Raw genomic sequence first — 14,053 nt, 5'->3', positions numbered from 1 at the left:
TGTTCACTTCAAAACTACGGAAAGACCATGAAACGCCTGTGCCTCGCCCTGCTGCTTCTGCCTTCCTGCGAACTGCTCGCCGACACCCGCGACGACGCCCTGAAACTCCCCGACGTGGTCATCAGCGCCAACCGCCAGGTCCAGGCACGTAGTGACAGCAGCACCGCCAACACGGTCTTCACCCGCGACGATATCGACCGCTTGCAGCCCAGCAGCGTGAGCGACTTGCTGAGCCGCGTGCCAGGTGTGCAGGTGGCCCCCAGTGGCGGCCGTGGCAGCACGACCAACGTTTACATTCGGGGGACCTCCACCGCCCAGAGCCTGGTGCTGGTGGATGGCCAACGCATCAGCAGTTCCACCACCGGCACCAGCAACCTGCAATACCTCAATATCGAGCAGATCGAGCGCGTCGAGGTGCTGCGAGGCTCACGCTCGGCGATCTACGGCAGTGATGCCATTGGCGGGGTGATTCAGATCTTCACCCGGCGCAATACGACGTCCGGTCTGCAACCGCGCCTTCACCTGGGCTTCGGCAGCCGCCAGACGTGGGAACGCAGCCTGGGAGTGTCCGGGGGCGATTCGCAGACCCGCTTCAACCTCGGCGCCAGCCTGGATGACACCGCCGGGATCAACCGTACCTACACCTCCTACCCCAGCGATGGCGATCATGATGCCTATCGCAACCAGGCCCTCAGTTTCAGCCTGAGCCACGCCTTCAGCGACCAGGTCGACGCCGGCATCAACGTGTTGGATAACCGTGGCAAAAGCGCGTACGACAACCCGTTTGGTCGCTATGACTCGACCACCTTCCAGAGTTTCCAACAGAAACCCTACACCGACTTCAGCGTCAGTAACGTCAGCAGCTTTATCGACGCGCGGATCAACGACACCTGGAAGTCCCGCGTCGAACTGGGCCACAGCGAAAACCGCGAAGAGTCGCTGGATAAACTCAGCGATGAACGCAGTGTGTTCAACACCTACCGCAATTCGCTGAACTGGCAGAACGACCTGACCCTCAATGATCAGAACAGCCTGATCCTGGGCGCCGATGGCTACGAAGATCGGGTCAACAGCAGCACCGCGCTCGCCGAAGACAGCCGTTGGAACCGTGCGGTGTTTATCCAGCATCGCTTTGCAGCGCGGTACTTTTCCACCGAGCTGGGCCTGCGTCGCGACCAGAACCAGCAGTTCGGCGGCCACAACAGCTGGAGCGGCAGCTTGACCCTGCCCGTCAACCCGGACAACGACCTGCTGTTCAGTTACAGCGAGGGGTTTCGCGCCCCGACGTTCAATGACCTGTACTACCCGGACGAATACGGCTTTAAAAACAGCAACCCGAACCTGCGCCCCGAAACCTCGAAAAGTTACGAAGTGCAGTGGCGCAGCCAACTCAGCGACACCGCCCGCCTGGAAGCTTCGCTGTACCGCACCGATATCCAGGACGCGATCGTGTTCGGCAGCGACGGCCCGCAAAACGTCAGTTCGGCACGCATCAATGGCTTCGAAGCCACACTCAGGCAGGATCTGTTCGGCTGGCAAGGCAGCCTGGGCCTGGCCATGATTGACCCACGCGACCGCGATACCGGGCGCACCTTGGCACGTCGCGCCCGGCGTACCCTGAGCCTGGACCTGGATCGGCAATTCGAGCGTTTCGGCGTAGGCGCCAGCTGGCAAGCCGTCAGCAGCAGCTATGACGACCCGAAGAACCAACACCCGTTGGGCGGCTATGGACTGCTCGGGTTACGCGCCAGTTGGGCCATGAGCCGTGAAATCGCGCTGAACATGAAGCTCGATAACCTGCTGGATAAACGCTACAGCCGGGCGTTGTATCAGTATCAAGGCCAGCAATATGGCTACCGCGAAGAAGGTCGGACGCTGATGTTTGGCGTCACCTGGACTCCGGAACTCTAACGGGCAAGCACCTCACACAAGCGCGCCACCGCCTCCAGCATCTGCCCGCTGGGCCGCTCAAGGCCCTTGTCCGGCACCACCAGCAACCGCTCCTGCGCCACTGCGGCGACTTGAGGCCATGCTTTCCATGCTTCCAACTGAAGTTGATCGCCGACCAGGATCACCTCGGGATTGCGCTGCAACACCGATTCGATGCTGACTTGCGGCGCGGGCAGCTTGAGGTCACCGAACACATTGCGTGCACCGCACACACTCAACGCATCGCTGATGATCTGCCCGCCACCGACGGTATACAGCGGCTGGTTCCACACCTGATAAAACACCCGCAGCGGCTCGGCCCGTTGGTAGCGCTGGCGCAGGTCGGCCAGGCGCTGATGCAACTGCCCCGCCAACTGCCGGCCCGCCTCGGCCCGCCCCAACTGCTCGGCGATGGCTTGGATTTGGCCGGTCAGTTGCTCAAGGCTGTGGGGTTCGGCGACATACACGGGGATATTCAGGCGTTGCAGTTGCTCACGCTGGGCCGGGCCGATGCTGCCGGGCCACAGCAGGATCAGGTCCGGCTTGAGGCTGAGCAGGCGCTCCATATCCAGTTGGCCGTAATGCCCGACCGAGGGCACCTTGGCCAATGCAGCAGGACGTTCGCCGCCGTCGAGCACGCCCACCAGCAGGTCGGCCGCCCCCAGTTCCACGACGATTTCAGAGAGAGATGGCGCCAGGCTGACCACCCGTTCAACGGCCAGCCCCGGCACACTGAATGCCAGCAGCAGCACCGCCAGCCAATGACGCCTCATCCCAGCTGACGCGGGATGCGATAAAGGTAGAACAACACCAGGGTCGACAGTGCCAGCAAACACAACGGCACGGCTTCCAGGCCCACGAATACCGCCAGCGTACCGATCCAGGCCGGCAGGGCAGCCACCATCAACGCCGTGCGTCGACGCGCCGCGAGGGTAATCCAGGCGGCCGGTTCATCGGGGGTGTCGAGGGCTTTAGAGGTGGCGATCAGCGCGTGTTTATAGCCGTTGAAGTAGCGCAGGCTCAGAAACATCGAGGCCACGCCGGCGATAAAAAACGGCATGGCCAGCACCGACAGCATGGGTTCGGCCTGGCTGAACAGCAGGTTGATCACGAACAAGGGCAGCAACGCCAGGGCCAGGTACTGCCACCAATTGAAGGACAGTCGCCGCTTTACCTGGCCACGGGTCACGCGCGGTCGACCTCGCCCTGATGTTCGTTGCCCATCATATGGTCGAGTTTGCTGGCCTTGGTCGCCAGGTAGAGCTTGTTGTGCGGGTTGTGCCCCGTGTGCAGCGGCACACGCTCGGCCACAGTGATGCCCATCTCGGTCAAGGCTTTGACCTTGCGCGGGTTGTTGGTCATCAGGCGCAGGGATTTCACGCCCAGATGCTCCAGCATCGGCAGGCAGATGGCGTAGTCACGCTGGTCGGCGGCAAAGCCCAGGCGCTCGTTGGCTTCCACCGTATCGGCGCCGCCGTCCTGCAATTCATAGGCGCGGATCTTGTTCATCAGGCCAATACCGCGGCCTTCCTGACGCAGGTACAACAACACGCCACGGCCTTCACGGGCGATGGCGCGCAAAGCGGCTTCCAATTGCGAACCGCAGTCACAACGCTGGCTGAACAGTGCGTCACCGGTCAGGCACTCAGAATGCACACGGCCCAGCACCGGCGCGCCGTCGGCGATGTCACCCAGGCTGAGCACAACGTGCTCGCGACCGGTGGCCTCTTCAAGGAAGCCGTTCATGGTGAACGTGGCAAAAGGGGTAGGCAGCTTGGAAGCGGCGACGAAAACGACGGGCACCGTGTGCTCCTGATTTCTAGATTTCACAGAGGCGGTCATTGTAACAGCAGGTTCCTACAGACGCTTAAGCTGAATTATCGCTGATAAAGATCAATCGGTTCGATTGGCCTTCGTCCTGGTTCTATGCAGGTCAGAACGGATAGGGCTGTTTCCAGCGCGCAAAAATCGGCTTCAGCTCACCACTTTTGACCAGGACAGCGATGCGCTGGTCATACACCGCCATCAGGGCACGCCCCCGCTCGTTATCGGCAAAGCCCACGTACACCGGCAGTTCGGCGATATGGGTGAGTTTGAATTGTGTGGGGTCGTCTGCCTGAGCCAGGATGTATTGGGCTTCGGGGAGCGCATCGATATAAAAGTCGGCACGGCCGTATTGCAGCATCGGCAGAATGCCGCTGCGCCGCTCAATCGGGTGGAAGCGCTTCACATTGGGCAGGTACGCCTCATATTTGTAGCCACGCACCCAGGCCAGACGATAGTTGCCCAGCGTGGCGATACTCGGTATCGGCGCGGTGGCCAGCCCAAGGGCGTAGATGTGATCCGAGTCAAAGTGCCAGTGGGGGTACAGCACGCCATCGGCTTCGTTGCGGTACGACCCCACCCAGCCATCCACTTCGCCGCGCTGGGCCAGGCCGACCGAGCGCGTATAAGGCACGCTGCGGTGTTGCAAGGTGATGCCTGCCGGCTCGAAGATCTGACGTAACACGTCCCAGGCCAGCCCCGTACCATCCGCGTTGGTGTAGTCGTTCCATTCCTCGCTGGCCAGCATGATCTTGCCTGGGGGCGACGCTTCATCCGCCTGCACCAGCGGGGCGACGGCACACAACGCAATCAGCAGCCAGTGACGCATAGGCATGGTGACGGTCTCCAACACAGTGTGGACCGTATAAAGGGTAGCGCAGCTCGCCGGTTCATGGCGTTTCGCAAAAATGCTGATAGCCCCGCACGGCCGGGGTGATGTCCTGCCCGTTTACATCGAGCAGCTTCACGCCCTGCCCCGCCTCGACCCGACCGATCACATGGATCGGCCAGCCGTCGGCCTGCAGCGGCGCCAACTGGGCCGGTGGCAAGGTAAATACCAGCACATAATCGTCGCCGCCACTCAAGGCGGCCACACGCGCCTCGTCATCGCCGACAAACGCCAGCAAGGCCGTGGACAGTGGCAGTTTCTGACGTTCGACCAACAGGCCGACAGATGACGCCTTGGCAATATGCCCGCAATCGGCCAGCAGCCCGTCGGAGATATCCATCGCAGACGTGGCCTTGCCCCGCAACGCCAGCCCCAAGGCCAGCTGCGGTTGTGGCGACCAGTAATGCGCCAGCAACGGATCGGCGATGGCCGCCTGTGCACTGCGTTGGCCCAGCACCAGCGGCAAGGCACCAGCAGCGTTGCCCAACTCACCGCCCACACACAGCAGGTCGCCCGGCCGTGCCCCGCCGCGCGTCAACGCCTGCCCAGCCGGGACACGCCCCAATACCGTGAGGGTCAGGCTCAGCGGCCCACGGGTGGTGTCGCCACCCACCAGGCTCACGCCGCAGCGTTGGGCCATGGCGTTCAAACCCTGGGCATAGCGTTGCAGCCAATCGGCATCGACCGTCGGCGTCGTCAGGGCAAGGGTAAACGCGAGAGGGTTGGCGCCCATGGCAGCCAGGTCGCTCACCGCCACAGCCAACGAGCGCTGGCCGAGCAGGAACGGATCGCAAGGGTCGGCAAAATGCACGCCGGCCACCAACGTATCCGTGGAAACTGCCAGCTGCTCCCCAGGCGGGAGCGCCAGCAAGGCGCAGTCGTCGCCGATCCCCAGGGCAATGCCTTCGCCGCCTTGCGCACACGGCGCGGCGGCGAAGTAGTTGCGGATCAGCTCGAACTCACCCATCAGGGACTCAAGCGCAAATCAGCGCTTATGTTCCTTCACTTCGGCTTCACGCAGGCGCGGGGCCAGCTTGTCGAGCACGCCGTTGACGAACTTGTGGCCGTCGGTCGAACCGTAGACTTTCGCCAGCTCGATGCCTTCGTTGATCACCACGCGGTACGGTACGTCGACGCGATAGAGCAGTTCCCAGGCCGACAAGCGCATCACGCACAGTTCAACCGGGTCCAGCTCTTCGATGGTCAGGTCCAGGCACGGTGCCAGGGCCGCATCGATCTCGCTCAGGTGGGCATGCACACCGTGCAGGATGTCGTGGAAGTACGGCAGGTCGGCAAAGGTAAAATCGTTGTCGACGCGAAACTGCGCTTCGATTTCGTTCAACGAAGCACCCGCCAGGTGGCGCTGGTACAGCGCCTGGGTCGCCAGCTGACGAGCAGCACGACGCTTCTCGTTCTTCGATGGCTTGCCGGCGTCCGCTGGGCGTGGGTCGCGTGGGTTGAAACGATCGCTCTCGTCGGAAATCACTTGGCCTCCAACTGCGACAGCAGGCTGACCATTTCCAGGGCGGACAGGGCAGCTTCGGCGCCTTTGTTACCGGCCTTGGTGCCGGAGCGCTCGATAGCTTGCTCGATGGAGTCAACGGTCAGCACGCCGAAGGCAACCGGTACGCCGAACTCCATGGATACCTGGGCCAGGCCCTTGGTGCATTCGCCAGCCACGTATTCGAAATGCGGAGTACCGCCACGAATGACCGCGCCCAGGGCGATGATCGCCGCGTATTCACCCTGCTGTGCGACTTTTTGCGCAACCAGCGGAATTTCGAAGGCGCCAGGGGCACGGATGAGGGTGATGTCGCTTTCGCTCACACCATGGCGAACCAGGGCGTCCACGGCACCGCTTACCAGGCTTTCAACCACGAAGCTGTTGAAGCGGCCAACCACCAGGGCATAGCGGCCTTTGGGGGCGATGAAGGTACCTTCGATGGTCTTCAGGGTCATTCGACAAATCTCTTAAAGAGCCGGGACGCGAAAAAGGCGCCCCTTAGTGATGATTTAACCGCGAACAAGGGGCAAAAATCGCCGGCCTTTATTCGGAGGGCACGTATTCTACAACTTCCAGGTCGAAACCGGATATCGCATTAAATTTCATCGGTGCACTCATCAGGCGCATTTTGCGCACACCGAGGTCACGCAGGATCTGCGAACCGGCACCGACGATGCTGTAGGTGGTCGGTTTTTTCACCGGCGCGTGGTCGGCGGTTTCGCGGATATGCGCCAGCAGCACATCGCCATCGAGCGGGTGACCGAGCAGCAGCACCACACCGCTGCCGGCCTCGGAAACCGCAGCCATGGCGGCCCGCAGGCTCCAGCGCCCCGGTTGCTTGACCATCAGCAGGTCACGCAGCGGGTCCATGTTGTGCACCCGCACCAGGGTCGGTTCTTCGGCGCAGATGTTGCCCAGGGTCAGGGCCATGTGCACGTCGCCTTCCACTGAATCACGGTAGGTCACCAAATTGAATTGGCCCAGTTCGCTGTCCAGAGGCTGCTCGGCAATCCGCTGAACGGTACGTTCGTGGATCATGCGGTAGTGAATCAGGTCGGCAATGGTGCCGATCTTGAGGTTGTGTTCAGCGGCAAAAGCTTCCAGCTCAGGACGACGGGCCATGGTGCCGTCGTCGTTCATCACCTCGCAGATCACCCCGCTCGGCTCAAAACCGGCCATGCGCGCCAGGTCGCAGGCCGCCTCGGTGTGGCCGGCACGTGCCAGGGTGCCGCCCGGCTGGGCCATCAACGGGAAAATGTGACCCGGGCTGACGATGTCTTCCGCCTTGGCATCTTTGGCGGCGGCGGCTTGCACAGTGCGTGCGCGATCAGCGGCGGAGATACCGGTGGTGACGCCGGTGGTCGCCTCAATGGAAACCGTGAACTTGGTGCCGAAACCCGAGCCGTTGCGCGGCGCCATCAACGGCAGCTTGAGCAACTCGCAGCGCTCGCGGCTCATGGGCATGCAGATCAGCCCGCGGGCGTGCTTGGCCATGAAGTTGATGTGCTCAGGCTGGCAGGCCTCGGCGGCCATGATGATGTCGCCTTCGTTTTCACGGTCTTCGTCATCCATCAGGATGACCATCTTGCCTTGGCGGATGTCTTCAACCAGTTCTTCGATGCTATTGAGCGCCACGCGGCACCCCCTTGGTCAGGATTTCAGGTAGCCGTTAGCGGCCAGAAAACTTTCAGTGATGTTACTACCGGTTGGCTCTGCGGCCTTTTCGCCCAACAGCAGGCGCTCCAGGTAACGGGCCAGCAAGTCCACTTCCAGGTTCACCCGGCGACCCGGCTGGTACGAGGCCATGATCGTTTCGCTGAGCGTGTGGGGAATGATGGTCAATTCAAACTCGGCGCCATTGACCGCGTTAACGGTCAGGCTGGTGCCATCGACGGTGATCGAGCCTTTATGGGCGATGTACTTGGCCAGCTCTTTGGGAGCCCGGATGCGAAATTCCACGGCACGTGCGTTTTCGCTGCGCGCCACCACTTCGCCGACGCCGTCGACATGGCCGCTGACCAGGTGACCGCCCAGGCGGGTGGTGGGCGTCAGGGCTTTTTCCAGGTTGACCGGGCTGCCCGCCTTGAGGTCATTCATCGCCGTGCAGTCCAGGGTTTCCCGGCTGACGTCGGCGGCAAAGCCGTTGCCCGGCAATTCGATGACCGTCAGGCATACGCCGTTGACGGCGATGCTGTCGCCCAGCTTGACGTCGTCGAGGTCGAGCTTGCCGGTTTCAACCAGCAGGCGTACATCGCCGCCTTTTGGGGTCATGGCGCGGATGCTGCCGATGGATTCGATAATGCCGGTGAACATGGCCTTCTCCTGGAAAACGGGGCTGCGCCGGGCGCAGGCCGGAAATTATACGCTCGCTACTGGCAAAGGAATGGCAGTGACTCGCCAGTCGTCGCCCACAGCGCGCATTTCAGTGATCTTGAGTTGGGGGGCATCCGCCAGTTTCTCAAGCGGCCAGTCCAACAAAGGCCGGGCGGCGGAGCCAAGGAACTTGCCGGCGACGAAAATCACGTACTCGTCCACCAGCCCCTGCTGGGCGAAGGCACCTGCCAGGCTCGGACCGGCCTCCACCAGCACCTCGTTGACGCCACGCGCGGCCAGGGCAACCAAGGCCGAACGCAGGTCGACCTGGCCATCAACCCCCGGCACCACCAGGCATTCAGGGCCGCGTGGGAACTGATTCTCCGGAGTGACGCAGGTGATGACCAGGGCCGGGCCGGCCTTGAAGAACGGCGCGTTAAGCGGCACGCGCAGGCGGCCGTCGATCAGCACGCGCAAGGGCGGACGCGACATGGCCAAAGCGGTGGTCGCCTCATCCAGGCCCAGTTCGGCTGCACGCACGGTCAGGCGTGCGCCGTCGGCCAACACGGTGTCGGCGCCGGTCAGCACCACACTGGCTTCGGCACGCAGGCGTTGCACGGCGGCGCGGGCAGCCGGGCCGGTGATCCATTGGCTTTCGCCGCTGGCCATGGCGGTGCGGCCGTCCAGGCTCATTGCCAGCTTGACCCGCACAAACGGCAGGCCGTGCTCCATGCGTTTGAGGAAGCCCGGGTTCAGTGCACGCGCCTGTGCTTCCAGCACACCGCTCTGCACCTCGATACCGGCCTGAGCCAGGCGCTGCATGCCACGCCCGGCCACTTCCGGGTTCGGGTCCTGCATCCCGGCGACGACACGCGCCACACCGGCACTCACCAATGCATCCGCACACGGCGGGGTACGCCCATGATGGCTGCAGGGTTCAAGGGTCACGTACACCGTGGCGCCACGCGCCTTGTCGCCGGCGGCGCGCAGGGCGTTGGGCTCGGCGTGGGGTTCGCCGGTGCGCTCATGCCAGCCTTCGCCGACCACCTGCCCATCGCGCACGATCACGCAGCCTACACGCGGGTTGGGGTGGGTGGTGTACAGGCCCTTGCGCGCCAGTTCCAGGGCGCGGGCCATGTAATGAGCGTCGAGGACAGCCTGCTCGGCAGTGGAAGACGGGTTCATTCTTTGACCGGCTCACGGGCCAGGCGGTCGATCTCTTCGCGGAACTCATTGAGGTCCTGGAAGCGTCGATACACCGAGGCGAAACGGATATAGGCGACTTCGTCGAGCTTTTGCAGCTCGCCCATCACCAGTTCTCCAACCACCAGGCTCTTGACCTCGCGCTCGCCGGTGGCGCGCAGCTTGTGCTTGATGTGCACCAGCGCCGCCTCCAGCCGCTCGACACTCACCGGGCGTTTTTCCAGGGCGCGCTGCATACCGGCGCGCAGTTTGTCTTCGTCGAAAGGCTGGCGGCTGCCGTCGGACTTGATCAGACGCGGCAATACCAGTTCGGCGGTTTCGAAGGTGGTGAAACGTTCACCGCAGGCCAGGCATTCGCGCCGGCGACGCACTTGATCGCCCTCGGCGACCAGACGCGAATCAATGACCTTGGTGTCGTTGGCACCGCAGAAGGGACAGTGCATGGTGGCAGGCAACAAAAAAAGGGAGGGCCATGGTAGCGCATCCCCGTGGCAAGACAAGCCATAGCCTTTACGGTATATAGGCGGGCTATTATGTTTCTTGATTTTCAAACCACGGATTTTGTCACTTCTGGAGCCGTACATGCAGTTACGACCACTGGTTTTACTCGGCCTGTTCAGTTTTCTGGTCGCCTGCAGCAGCGAAGCCCCCAAGCCGACCGCGCCTCAACCGACACCAGCCCAAGAGAAAAAAGTCCCGGGTATTGAAGACCTTGGCCCCTTGCCGGCGTATCAGCGGGAAATCAGCGGCATCCTCAACGGCGTGCCGGCCAATGCCGAAGTCGAATTGGCACTGCTGGTGATCGATGAGCGCAACCGCCCGCAACAATTGCTCGCCAGCAGCGTGTTGTCCGCCAACGGCAAGCCCCTGGCCTTCCGCCTGCGCTTCAACCCCGAGGCGTTCCCGGCCGGTGCGCGGGTTGAATTACGCGGCCGCGCCAGCCAGTCCGGTCAATTGATCCTGCACCTGCCTGCCGTGCGTATCACCCAGGCGATTACCCAGACCACCGGTCCCTTGCAACTCGTCAAGGCACCATGACGCCACCGCTGCCTCTGCAGCGCGCCCTCAGCGAGCTGATCGGCGACGCCCAACTGGTGCCCTGCCCGCTGCCGGGCACCGAGTTGTCATTGTGGCTGCTGGATGCGGACAACATGGACCGCGAATTCAGCCAGGAAGAAACCCGGCGTATCCTGCATGAGCCGCCCTACTGGAGTTTCTGCTGGGCCAGCGGCCTGGCACTGGCGCGATATCTGGCGGCCAACCCCGAGTGGGTTGCCGACAAACGCGTACTGGACTTCGGCGCCGGCTCCGGCGTGGCCGGGATTGCCGCCGTCAAGGCGGGCGCACGCGAAGTGGTGGCCTGTGACCTTGACCCACTGGCGCTGGCCGCCTGCCGGGCCAATGCCGAACTCAACGGTGTGACGCTGGGTTATTCGGCAGACTTCTTCGCCGAAGCCGACCGCTTCGACCTGATCCTGGTGGCCGACGTGCTCTACGACCGGGCCAACCTGCCGCTGCTGGATCAATTCCTCACCCGTGGCCGCGAAGCACTGGTGGCCGACTCGCGGGTCAGGGACTTCCAGCACCCGGATTATCGGCGGTTGCAGATCCTTGATGCACTGACACTGCCCGACCTGGCCGAGCCTTGGGAGTTTCGCAAGGTGAGCCTGTACCATTCGCGGCGCCAGCCCTTATAGTTGCGCCATTCCCGCTTTATTCGAGACGCCCCATGAGTGAGCCCACGCCGTACATCTTCGATGCCACCACTGCCACCTTTGATCAGGCAGTCATCGAAAACTCGTTCCACAAGCCTGTGTTGGTGGATTTCTGGGCCGAGTGGTGTGCCCCGTGCAAGGCGTTGATGCCGCTGTTAGCGCAGATTGCCGAGAGTTATCAGGGCGAGTTGCTGTTGGCCAAGGTCGACTGCGAGGCCGAGCAGGATATCGTTGCGCGTTTTGGCATTCGCAGCCTGCCGACGGTGGTGTTGTTCAAGGATGGCCAGCCGGTGGACGGGTTTGCCGGAGCGCAGCCGGAGTCGGCGGTGCGGGCGATGCTGGAGCCACATGTGCAGATGCCGCCACCGGCTGCGGCCGATCCGCTGGAACAGGCTCAGGCGCTGTTTGCCGAAGGGCGTATCAGCGAGGCCGAAGCGGTGCTGGTCGCACTGCTGGGCGAGGACAACACCCACGCCGCCGCGCTGATCCTGTACGCACGCTGCCTGGCCGAACGCGGTGAATTGGGCGAAGCCCAGGCGGTGCTGGATGCCGTGAAAAGCGACGATCACAAAGCCGCACTCGCCGGGGCGAAGGCACAGATCACCTTCCTGCGCCAGGCGGCCGACCTGCCGGACGCCGCCGACCTGAAAAGCCGCCTGGCGCAAAACCCGCAGGACGATGAAGCCGCCTATCAGCTGGCGATTCAACAACTGGCACGCCAGCAGTACGACGCGGCGCTGGAAGGCTTGCTGAAACTGTTTATCCGTAATCGCAGCTACAGCGAAGGCTTGCCGCACAAAACCCTGCTACAGGTGTTCGAATTGCTCGGCAACGACCACCCATTGGTCACGGCATACCGCCGCAAGTTGTTCGCCGCGCTGTATTAAGCCTCGACCCAACGGTACAGCGGTGTGTCCCCGCCGCTGGCGACTTTGACATGGGCACTGTGTCGCAAGCGCACCAACAGGCGCTTGCCGGACGCGGCATCGCCGGCCAGCCCTTCCAGTTGATCGAGCAATTCCAGCCCGCTGAGTTGCCCGGCCTGGCGCAACAGGTCTTGGGCCTTCTGCCATAGATCATCGGTCTGCTTGACTGGCGCAGCAGTCGGCGCGAGGGGCGCCGGGGCGGCCTGCAACTGCGCGCCCAGCCGGGCCCAGTCGGCGTCGTCCAGCTCCAGGGTCAAATCCACCGGCAGATCGCCAACGGTTCCACGAATTCGCAACATCGTCCTTCCTCCTGCATTTTTCTGACAGGCATGCTCCCACGCGGCTTGCGCAACGCCAAGCGGGCGGTCAAACTCTGCACACATTGTTATAAGATCACATAACAAAACTTTCATGTTCTGGAGCCTTCTCATGCGCCGTCTGCTGCTCGCTTTGCCGTTTGCCCTGCTGCCATTGGCTGTCGCCCACGCTCATGATGATCACGAACATGAACATGGCAGCCTCGGCGCCCATGAGCACGGGGTCGGCCGCCTTAACGCCGTGCTCGACGGCCAGGCGCTGGAAGTGGAGTTCGACAGCCCGGCCATGAACCTCGTGGGTTTCGAACACCAGGCCAGCACCGCCGCCGACAAGGCCAAGGTCGCCGCCGCACGCAAACAGCTGGAAAACCCGCTGGCGCTGTTCAACCTGCCCAAGGCCGCCGGCTGCGTGATCAGCACCCAGGAACTCAACAGCCCGCTGTTCGGCGACAAGCCGGAAGCCGAGCATGACGACGACGATGACGACCATGCCACCGACGGCAAAGGCGCCGCCGCTCACGAGCATCATCACGATCACAGCGAGATCCACGCCCACTATCAATTCACCTGCGCCACGCCGACGGCATTGAGCAACCTTGATCTGACGCAAGTGTTCAAGACCTTCCCCGCGACCCAGAAAATCCAGGTACAACTGATCGGTCCGAGCGGCCAGCAAGGTGTTGAAGCGACGGCCGCCGCAGCCACCCTGAAGTTCTGAACACATGACCCAAGCATTGATCGAACTGTCTGACCTGGGCTTCAACTGGCCGGGTCACCCCCAGTTGCTGGACATTCCCGCGTTCCGCCTGGAAGCGGGTGAAACCCTGTTCCTCAAAGGCCCGAGCGGCAGCGGCAAAACCACCCTGCTCGGGTTGCTGGGCGGCGTGCAGAAACCCAGCCGCGGCAGCATCCGCCTGCTCGGCCAGGAACTCACCGAACTGTCGGCGGGTGCCCGCGACCGTTTCCGCGTCGACCACACCGGCTATATCTTCCAGCAGTTCAACCTGCTGCCGTTTCTGTCGGTACGCGAGAACGTCGAGCTGCCCTGCCACTTCTCCAGGCTGCGCGCGCAACGGGCGGTTCAGCGTCACGGCAGTGTCGATCAGGCGGCTGCCACCTTGCTCGCGCATCTGGGGCTCAACGCCCCGGACCTGCTGGAGCGCCGCGCCGACTCGCTGTCCATCGGCCAGCAGCAACGGGTGGCCGCCGCCCGTGCGCTGATCGGCCAGCCGGAACTGGTGATCGCCGACGAGCCCACCTCGGCCCTGGACCATGACGCCCGCGAAGCGTTCATCCAGTTGCTGTTCGCCGAATGCCGCGAAGCGGGCGCCAGTCTGTTGTTTGTCAGCCACGACCAGAGCCTGGCACCGCTGTTCGACCGCAACCTGTCGCTGGCCGAACTCAATCGCGCCGCCACGCCCGCAGAGGTTTGA

General features: G+C 63.0%; 18 protein-coding genes. 6 read left to right on the top strand and 12 right to left on the bottom strand.

Annotated elements, in window-relative coordinates:
* Positions 1-27 precede the first annotated feature (27 nt).
* Positions 28-1,911: a TonB-dependent receptor domain-containing protein gene (locus MJP36_RS05630; RefSeq protein ID WP_104996082.1), complete on the top strand. Its 1,884-nt coding sequence runs from the start codon at positions 28-30 to the stop codon at positions 1,909-1,911.
* On the opposite strand, the gene MJP36_RS05625 is transcribed toward MJP36_RS05630, so the two are convergent.
* The 11 genes from MJP36_RS05625 to nrdR all read right to left on the bottom strand — a co-directional run bounded on the left by MJP36_RS05625 (position 1,908) and on the right by nrdR (position 10,105).
* Entirely contained in the window at positions 1,908-2,702 is a 795-nt protein-coding gene (locus tag MJP36_RS05625) for a cobalamin-binding protein (RefSeq protein WP_104996083.1), read from the bottom strand. The two genes, MJP36_RS05630 and MJP36_RS05625, sit on opposite strands and share 4 nt — an antisense overlap.
* Entirely contained in the window at positions 2,699-3,118 is a 420-nt protein-coding gene (locus MJP36_RS05620) for a hypothetical protein (protein WP_060755250.1), read from the bottom strand. Before MJP36_RS05620 ends, MJP36_RS05625 begins: the two co-directional genes overlap by 4 nt.
* A complete protein-coding gene (ribA, locus tag MJP36_RS05615; RefSeq protein WP_060755251.1) occupies positions 3,115-3,732 on the bottom strand; it encodes a GTP cyclohydrolase II in 618 nt (205 codons plus the stop codon). The genes MJP36_RS05620 and ribA overlap by 4 nt, the downstream gene beginning before the upstream one ends.
* A 130-nt stretch (positions 3,733-3,862) precedes the next feature.
* Entirely contained in the window at positions 3,863-4,588 is a 726-nt protein-coding gene (locus MJP36_RS05610) for a substrate-binding periplasmic protein (protein WP_244385009.1), read from the bottom strand.
* A 55-nt stretch (positions 4,589-4,643) separates the two neighbouring features.
* Positions 4,644-5,609, bottom strand: coding sequence for a thiamine-phosphate kinase (gene thiL, locus MJP36_RS05605; RefSeq protein WP_244385008.1), 966 nt, complete (start codon positions 5,607-5,609; stop codon positions 4,644-4,646).
* An 18-nt stretch (positions 5,610-5,627) separates the two neighbouring features.
* Positions 5,628-6,128, bottom strand: a complete 501-nt coding sequence (gene nusB / locus MJP36_RS05600) for a transcription antitermination factor NusB (protein ID WP_090365597.1) — start codon at positions 6,126-6,128, stop codon at positions 5,628-5,630.
* On the bottom strand, positions 6,125-6,601 hold the full coding sequence (gene ribH, locus MJP36_RS05595) for a 6,7-dimethyl-8-ribityllumazine synthase (protein ID WP_003194576.1): 477 nt from the start codon (positions 6,599-6,601) through the stop codon (positions 6,125-6,127). Before ribH ends, nusB begins: the two co-directional genes overlap by 4 nt.
* Positions 6,602-6,689: 88 nt before the next feature.
* On the bottom strand, positions 6,690-7,781 hold the full coding sequence (gene ribBA / locus MJP36_RS05590) for a bifunctional 3,4-dihydroxy-2-butanone-4-phosphate synthase/GTP cyclohydrolase II (RefSeq protein WP_060755255.1): 1,092 nt from the start codon (positions 7,779-7,781) through the stop codon (positions 6,690-6,692).
* A 15-nt stretch (positions 7,782-7,796) separates the two neighbouring features.
* The gene (locus tag MJP36_RS05585; protein WP_104996087.1) at positions 7,797-8,459 is read right to left on the bottom strand and encodes a riboflavin synthase; all 663 of its coding nucleotides are present in this window, start codon (positions 8,457-8,459) and stop codon (positions 7,797-7,799) included.
* Between the two features lie 45 nt (positions 8,460-8,504).
* The gene (gene ribD / locus MJP36_RS05580; protein WP_060755257.1) at positions 8,505-9,644 is read right to left on the bottom strand and encodes a bifunctional diaminohydroxyphosphoribosylaminopyrimidine deaminase/5-amino-6-(5-phosphoribosylamino)uracil reductase RibD; all 1,140 of its coding nucleotides are present in this window, start codon (positions 9,642-9,644) and stop codon (positions 8,505-8,507) included.
* Positions 9,641-10,105, bottom strand: coding sequence for a transcriptional regulator NrdR (nrdR, locus tag MJP36_RS05575; RefSeq protein WP_029299433.1), 465 nt, complete (start codon positions 10,103-10,105; stop codon positions 9,641-9,643). The genes ribD and nrdR overlap by 4 nt, the downstream gene beginning before the upstream one ends.
* A 139-nt stretch (positions 10,106-10,244) precedes the next feature.
* Between nrdR and MJP36_RS05570 the strand changes: the two genes are divergently transcribed.
* From MJP36_RS05570 to trxA, 3 genes are read left to right on the top strand one after another with little or no spacing between them, the layout of a single operon-like run.
* The gene (locus MJP36_RS05570; RefSeq protein ID WP_060755258.1) at positions 10,245-10,700 is read left to right on the top strand and encodes a YbaY family lipoprotein; all 456 of its coding nucleotides are present in this window, start codon (positions 10,245-10,247) and stop codon (positions 10,698-10,700) included.
* Complete coding sequence (locus MJP36_RS05565) at positions 10,697-11,359, top strand: class I SAM-dependent methyltransferase (RefSeq protein ID WP_244385007.1); 663 nt, start codon at positions 10,697-10,699, stop codon at positions 11,357-11,359. The genes MJP36_RS05570 and MJP36_RS05565 overlap by 4 nt, the downstream gene beginning before the upstream one ends.
* A 32-nt stretch (positions 11,360-11,391) precedes the next feature.
* Entirely contained in the window at positions 11,392-12,264 is an 873-nt protein-coding gene (gene trxA, locus MJP36_RS05560; RefSeq protein ID WP_060755262.1) for a thioredoxin, read from the top strand.
* On the opposite strand, the gene MJP36_RS05555 is transcribed toward trxA, so the two are convergent.
* The gene (locus tag MJP36_RS05555) at positions 12,261-12,602 is read right to left on the bottom strand and encodes a hypothetical protein (protein ID WP_244385006.1); all 342 of its coding nucleotides are present in this window, start codon (positions 12,600-12,602) and stop codon (positions 12,261-12,263) included. The two genes, trxA and MJP36_RS05555, sit on opposite strands and share 4 nt — an antisense overlap.
* A gap of 130 nt (positions 12,603-12,732) precedes the next feature.
* Here MJP36_RS05555 and MJP36_RS05550 point away from each other — a divergent pair, with 130 nt between their 5' ends.
* Together MJP36_RS05550 and MJP36_RS05545 are read left to right on the top strand one after the other, a co-directional pair.
* Positions 12,733-13,338 (top strand): DUF2796 domain-containing protein, encoded by a 606-nt coding sequence (locus MJP36_RS05550; protein ID WP_104996091.1) that lies wholly within the window; start codon positions 12,733-12,735, stop codon positions 13,336-13,338.
* 4 nt (positions 13,339-13,342) lie between these two features.
* The gene (locus MJP36_RS05545; protein WP_060755265.1) at positions 13,343-14,053 is read left to right on the top strand and encodes an ABC transporter ATP-binding protein; all 711 of its coding nucleotides are present in this window, start codon (positions 13,343-13,345) and stop codon (positions 14,051-14,053) included.

Source organism: Pseudomonas palleroniana, assembly GCF_022836895.1.
Lineage (GTDB): Bacteria > Pseudomonadota > Gammaproteobacteria > Pseudomonadales > Pseudomonadaceae > Aquipseudomonas > Aquipseudomonas palleroniana.
The sequence above is the reverse complement of the archived record's forward strand: the minus strand, read 5'-3'. Positions and strand labels throughout refer to the sequence as shown.

Bases quoted from the DNA above. Each gene is read 5' to 3' on its own strand.
- MJP36_RS05630 (WP_104996082.1), top strand. From the start codon at position 28: ATGAAACGCCTGTGCCTCGCCCTGCTGCTTCTGCCTTCCTGCGAACTG.
- MJP36_RS05625 (WP_104996083.1), bottom strand. From the start codon at position 2,702: ATGAGGCGTCATTGGCTGGCGGTGCTGCTGCTGGCATTCAGTGTGCCG.
- MJP36_RS05610 (WP_244385009.1), bottom strand. From the start codon at position 4,588: ATGCCTATGCGTCACTGGCTGCTGATTGCGTTGTGTGCCGTCGCCCCG.
- thiL (WP_244385008.1), bottom strand. From the start codon at position 5,609: ATGGGTGAGTTCGAGCTGATCCGCAACTACTTCGCCGCCGCGCCGTGT.
- ribH (WP_003194576.1), bottom strand. From the start codon at position 6,601: ATGACCCTGAAGACCATCGAAGGTACCTTCATCGCCCCCAAAGGCCGC.
- MJP36_RS05585 (WP_104996087.1), bottom strand. From the start codon at position 8,459: ATGTTCACCGGCATTATCGAATCCATCGGCAGCATCCGCGCCATGACC.
- ribD (WP_060755257.1), bottom strand. From the start codon at position 9,644: ATGAACCCGTCTTCCACTGCCGAGCAGGCTGTCCTCGACGCTCATTAC.
- nrdR (WP_029299433.1), bottom strand. From the start codon at position 10,105: ATGCACTGTCCCTTCTGCGGTGCCAACGACACCAAGGTCATTGATTCG.
- MJP36_RS05570 (WP_060755258.1), top strand. From the start codon at position 10,245: ATGCAGTTACGACCACTGGTTTTACTCGGCCTGTTCAGTTTTCTGGTC.
- MJP36_RS05565 (WP_244385007.1), top strand. From the start codon at position 10,697: ATGACGCCACCGCTGCCTCTGCAGCGCGCCCTCAGCGAGCTGATCGGC.
- trxA (WP_060755262.1), top strand. From the start codon at position 11,392: ATGAGTGAGCCCACGCCGTACATCTTCGATGCCACCACTGCCACCTTT.
- MJP36_RS05555 (WP_244385006.1), bottom strand. From the start codon at position 12,602: ATGTTGCGAATTCGTGGAACCGTTGGCGATCTGCCGGTGGATTTGACC.
- MJP36_RS05550 (WP_104996091.1), top strand. From the start codon at position 12,733: ATGCGCCGTCTGCTGCTCGCTTTGCCGTTTGCCCTGCTGCCATTGGCT.
- MJP36_RS05545 (WP_060755265.1), top strand. From the start codon at position 13,343: ATGACCCAAGCATTGATCGAACTGTCTGACCTGGGCTTCAACTGGCCG.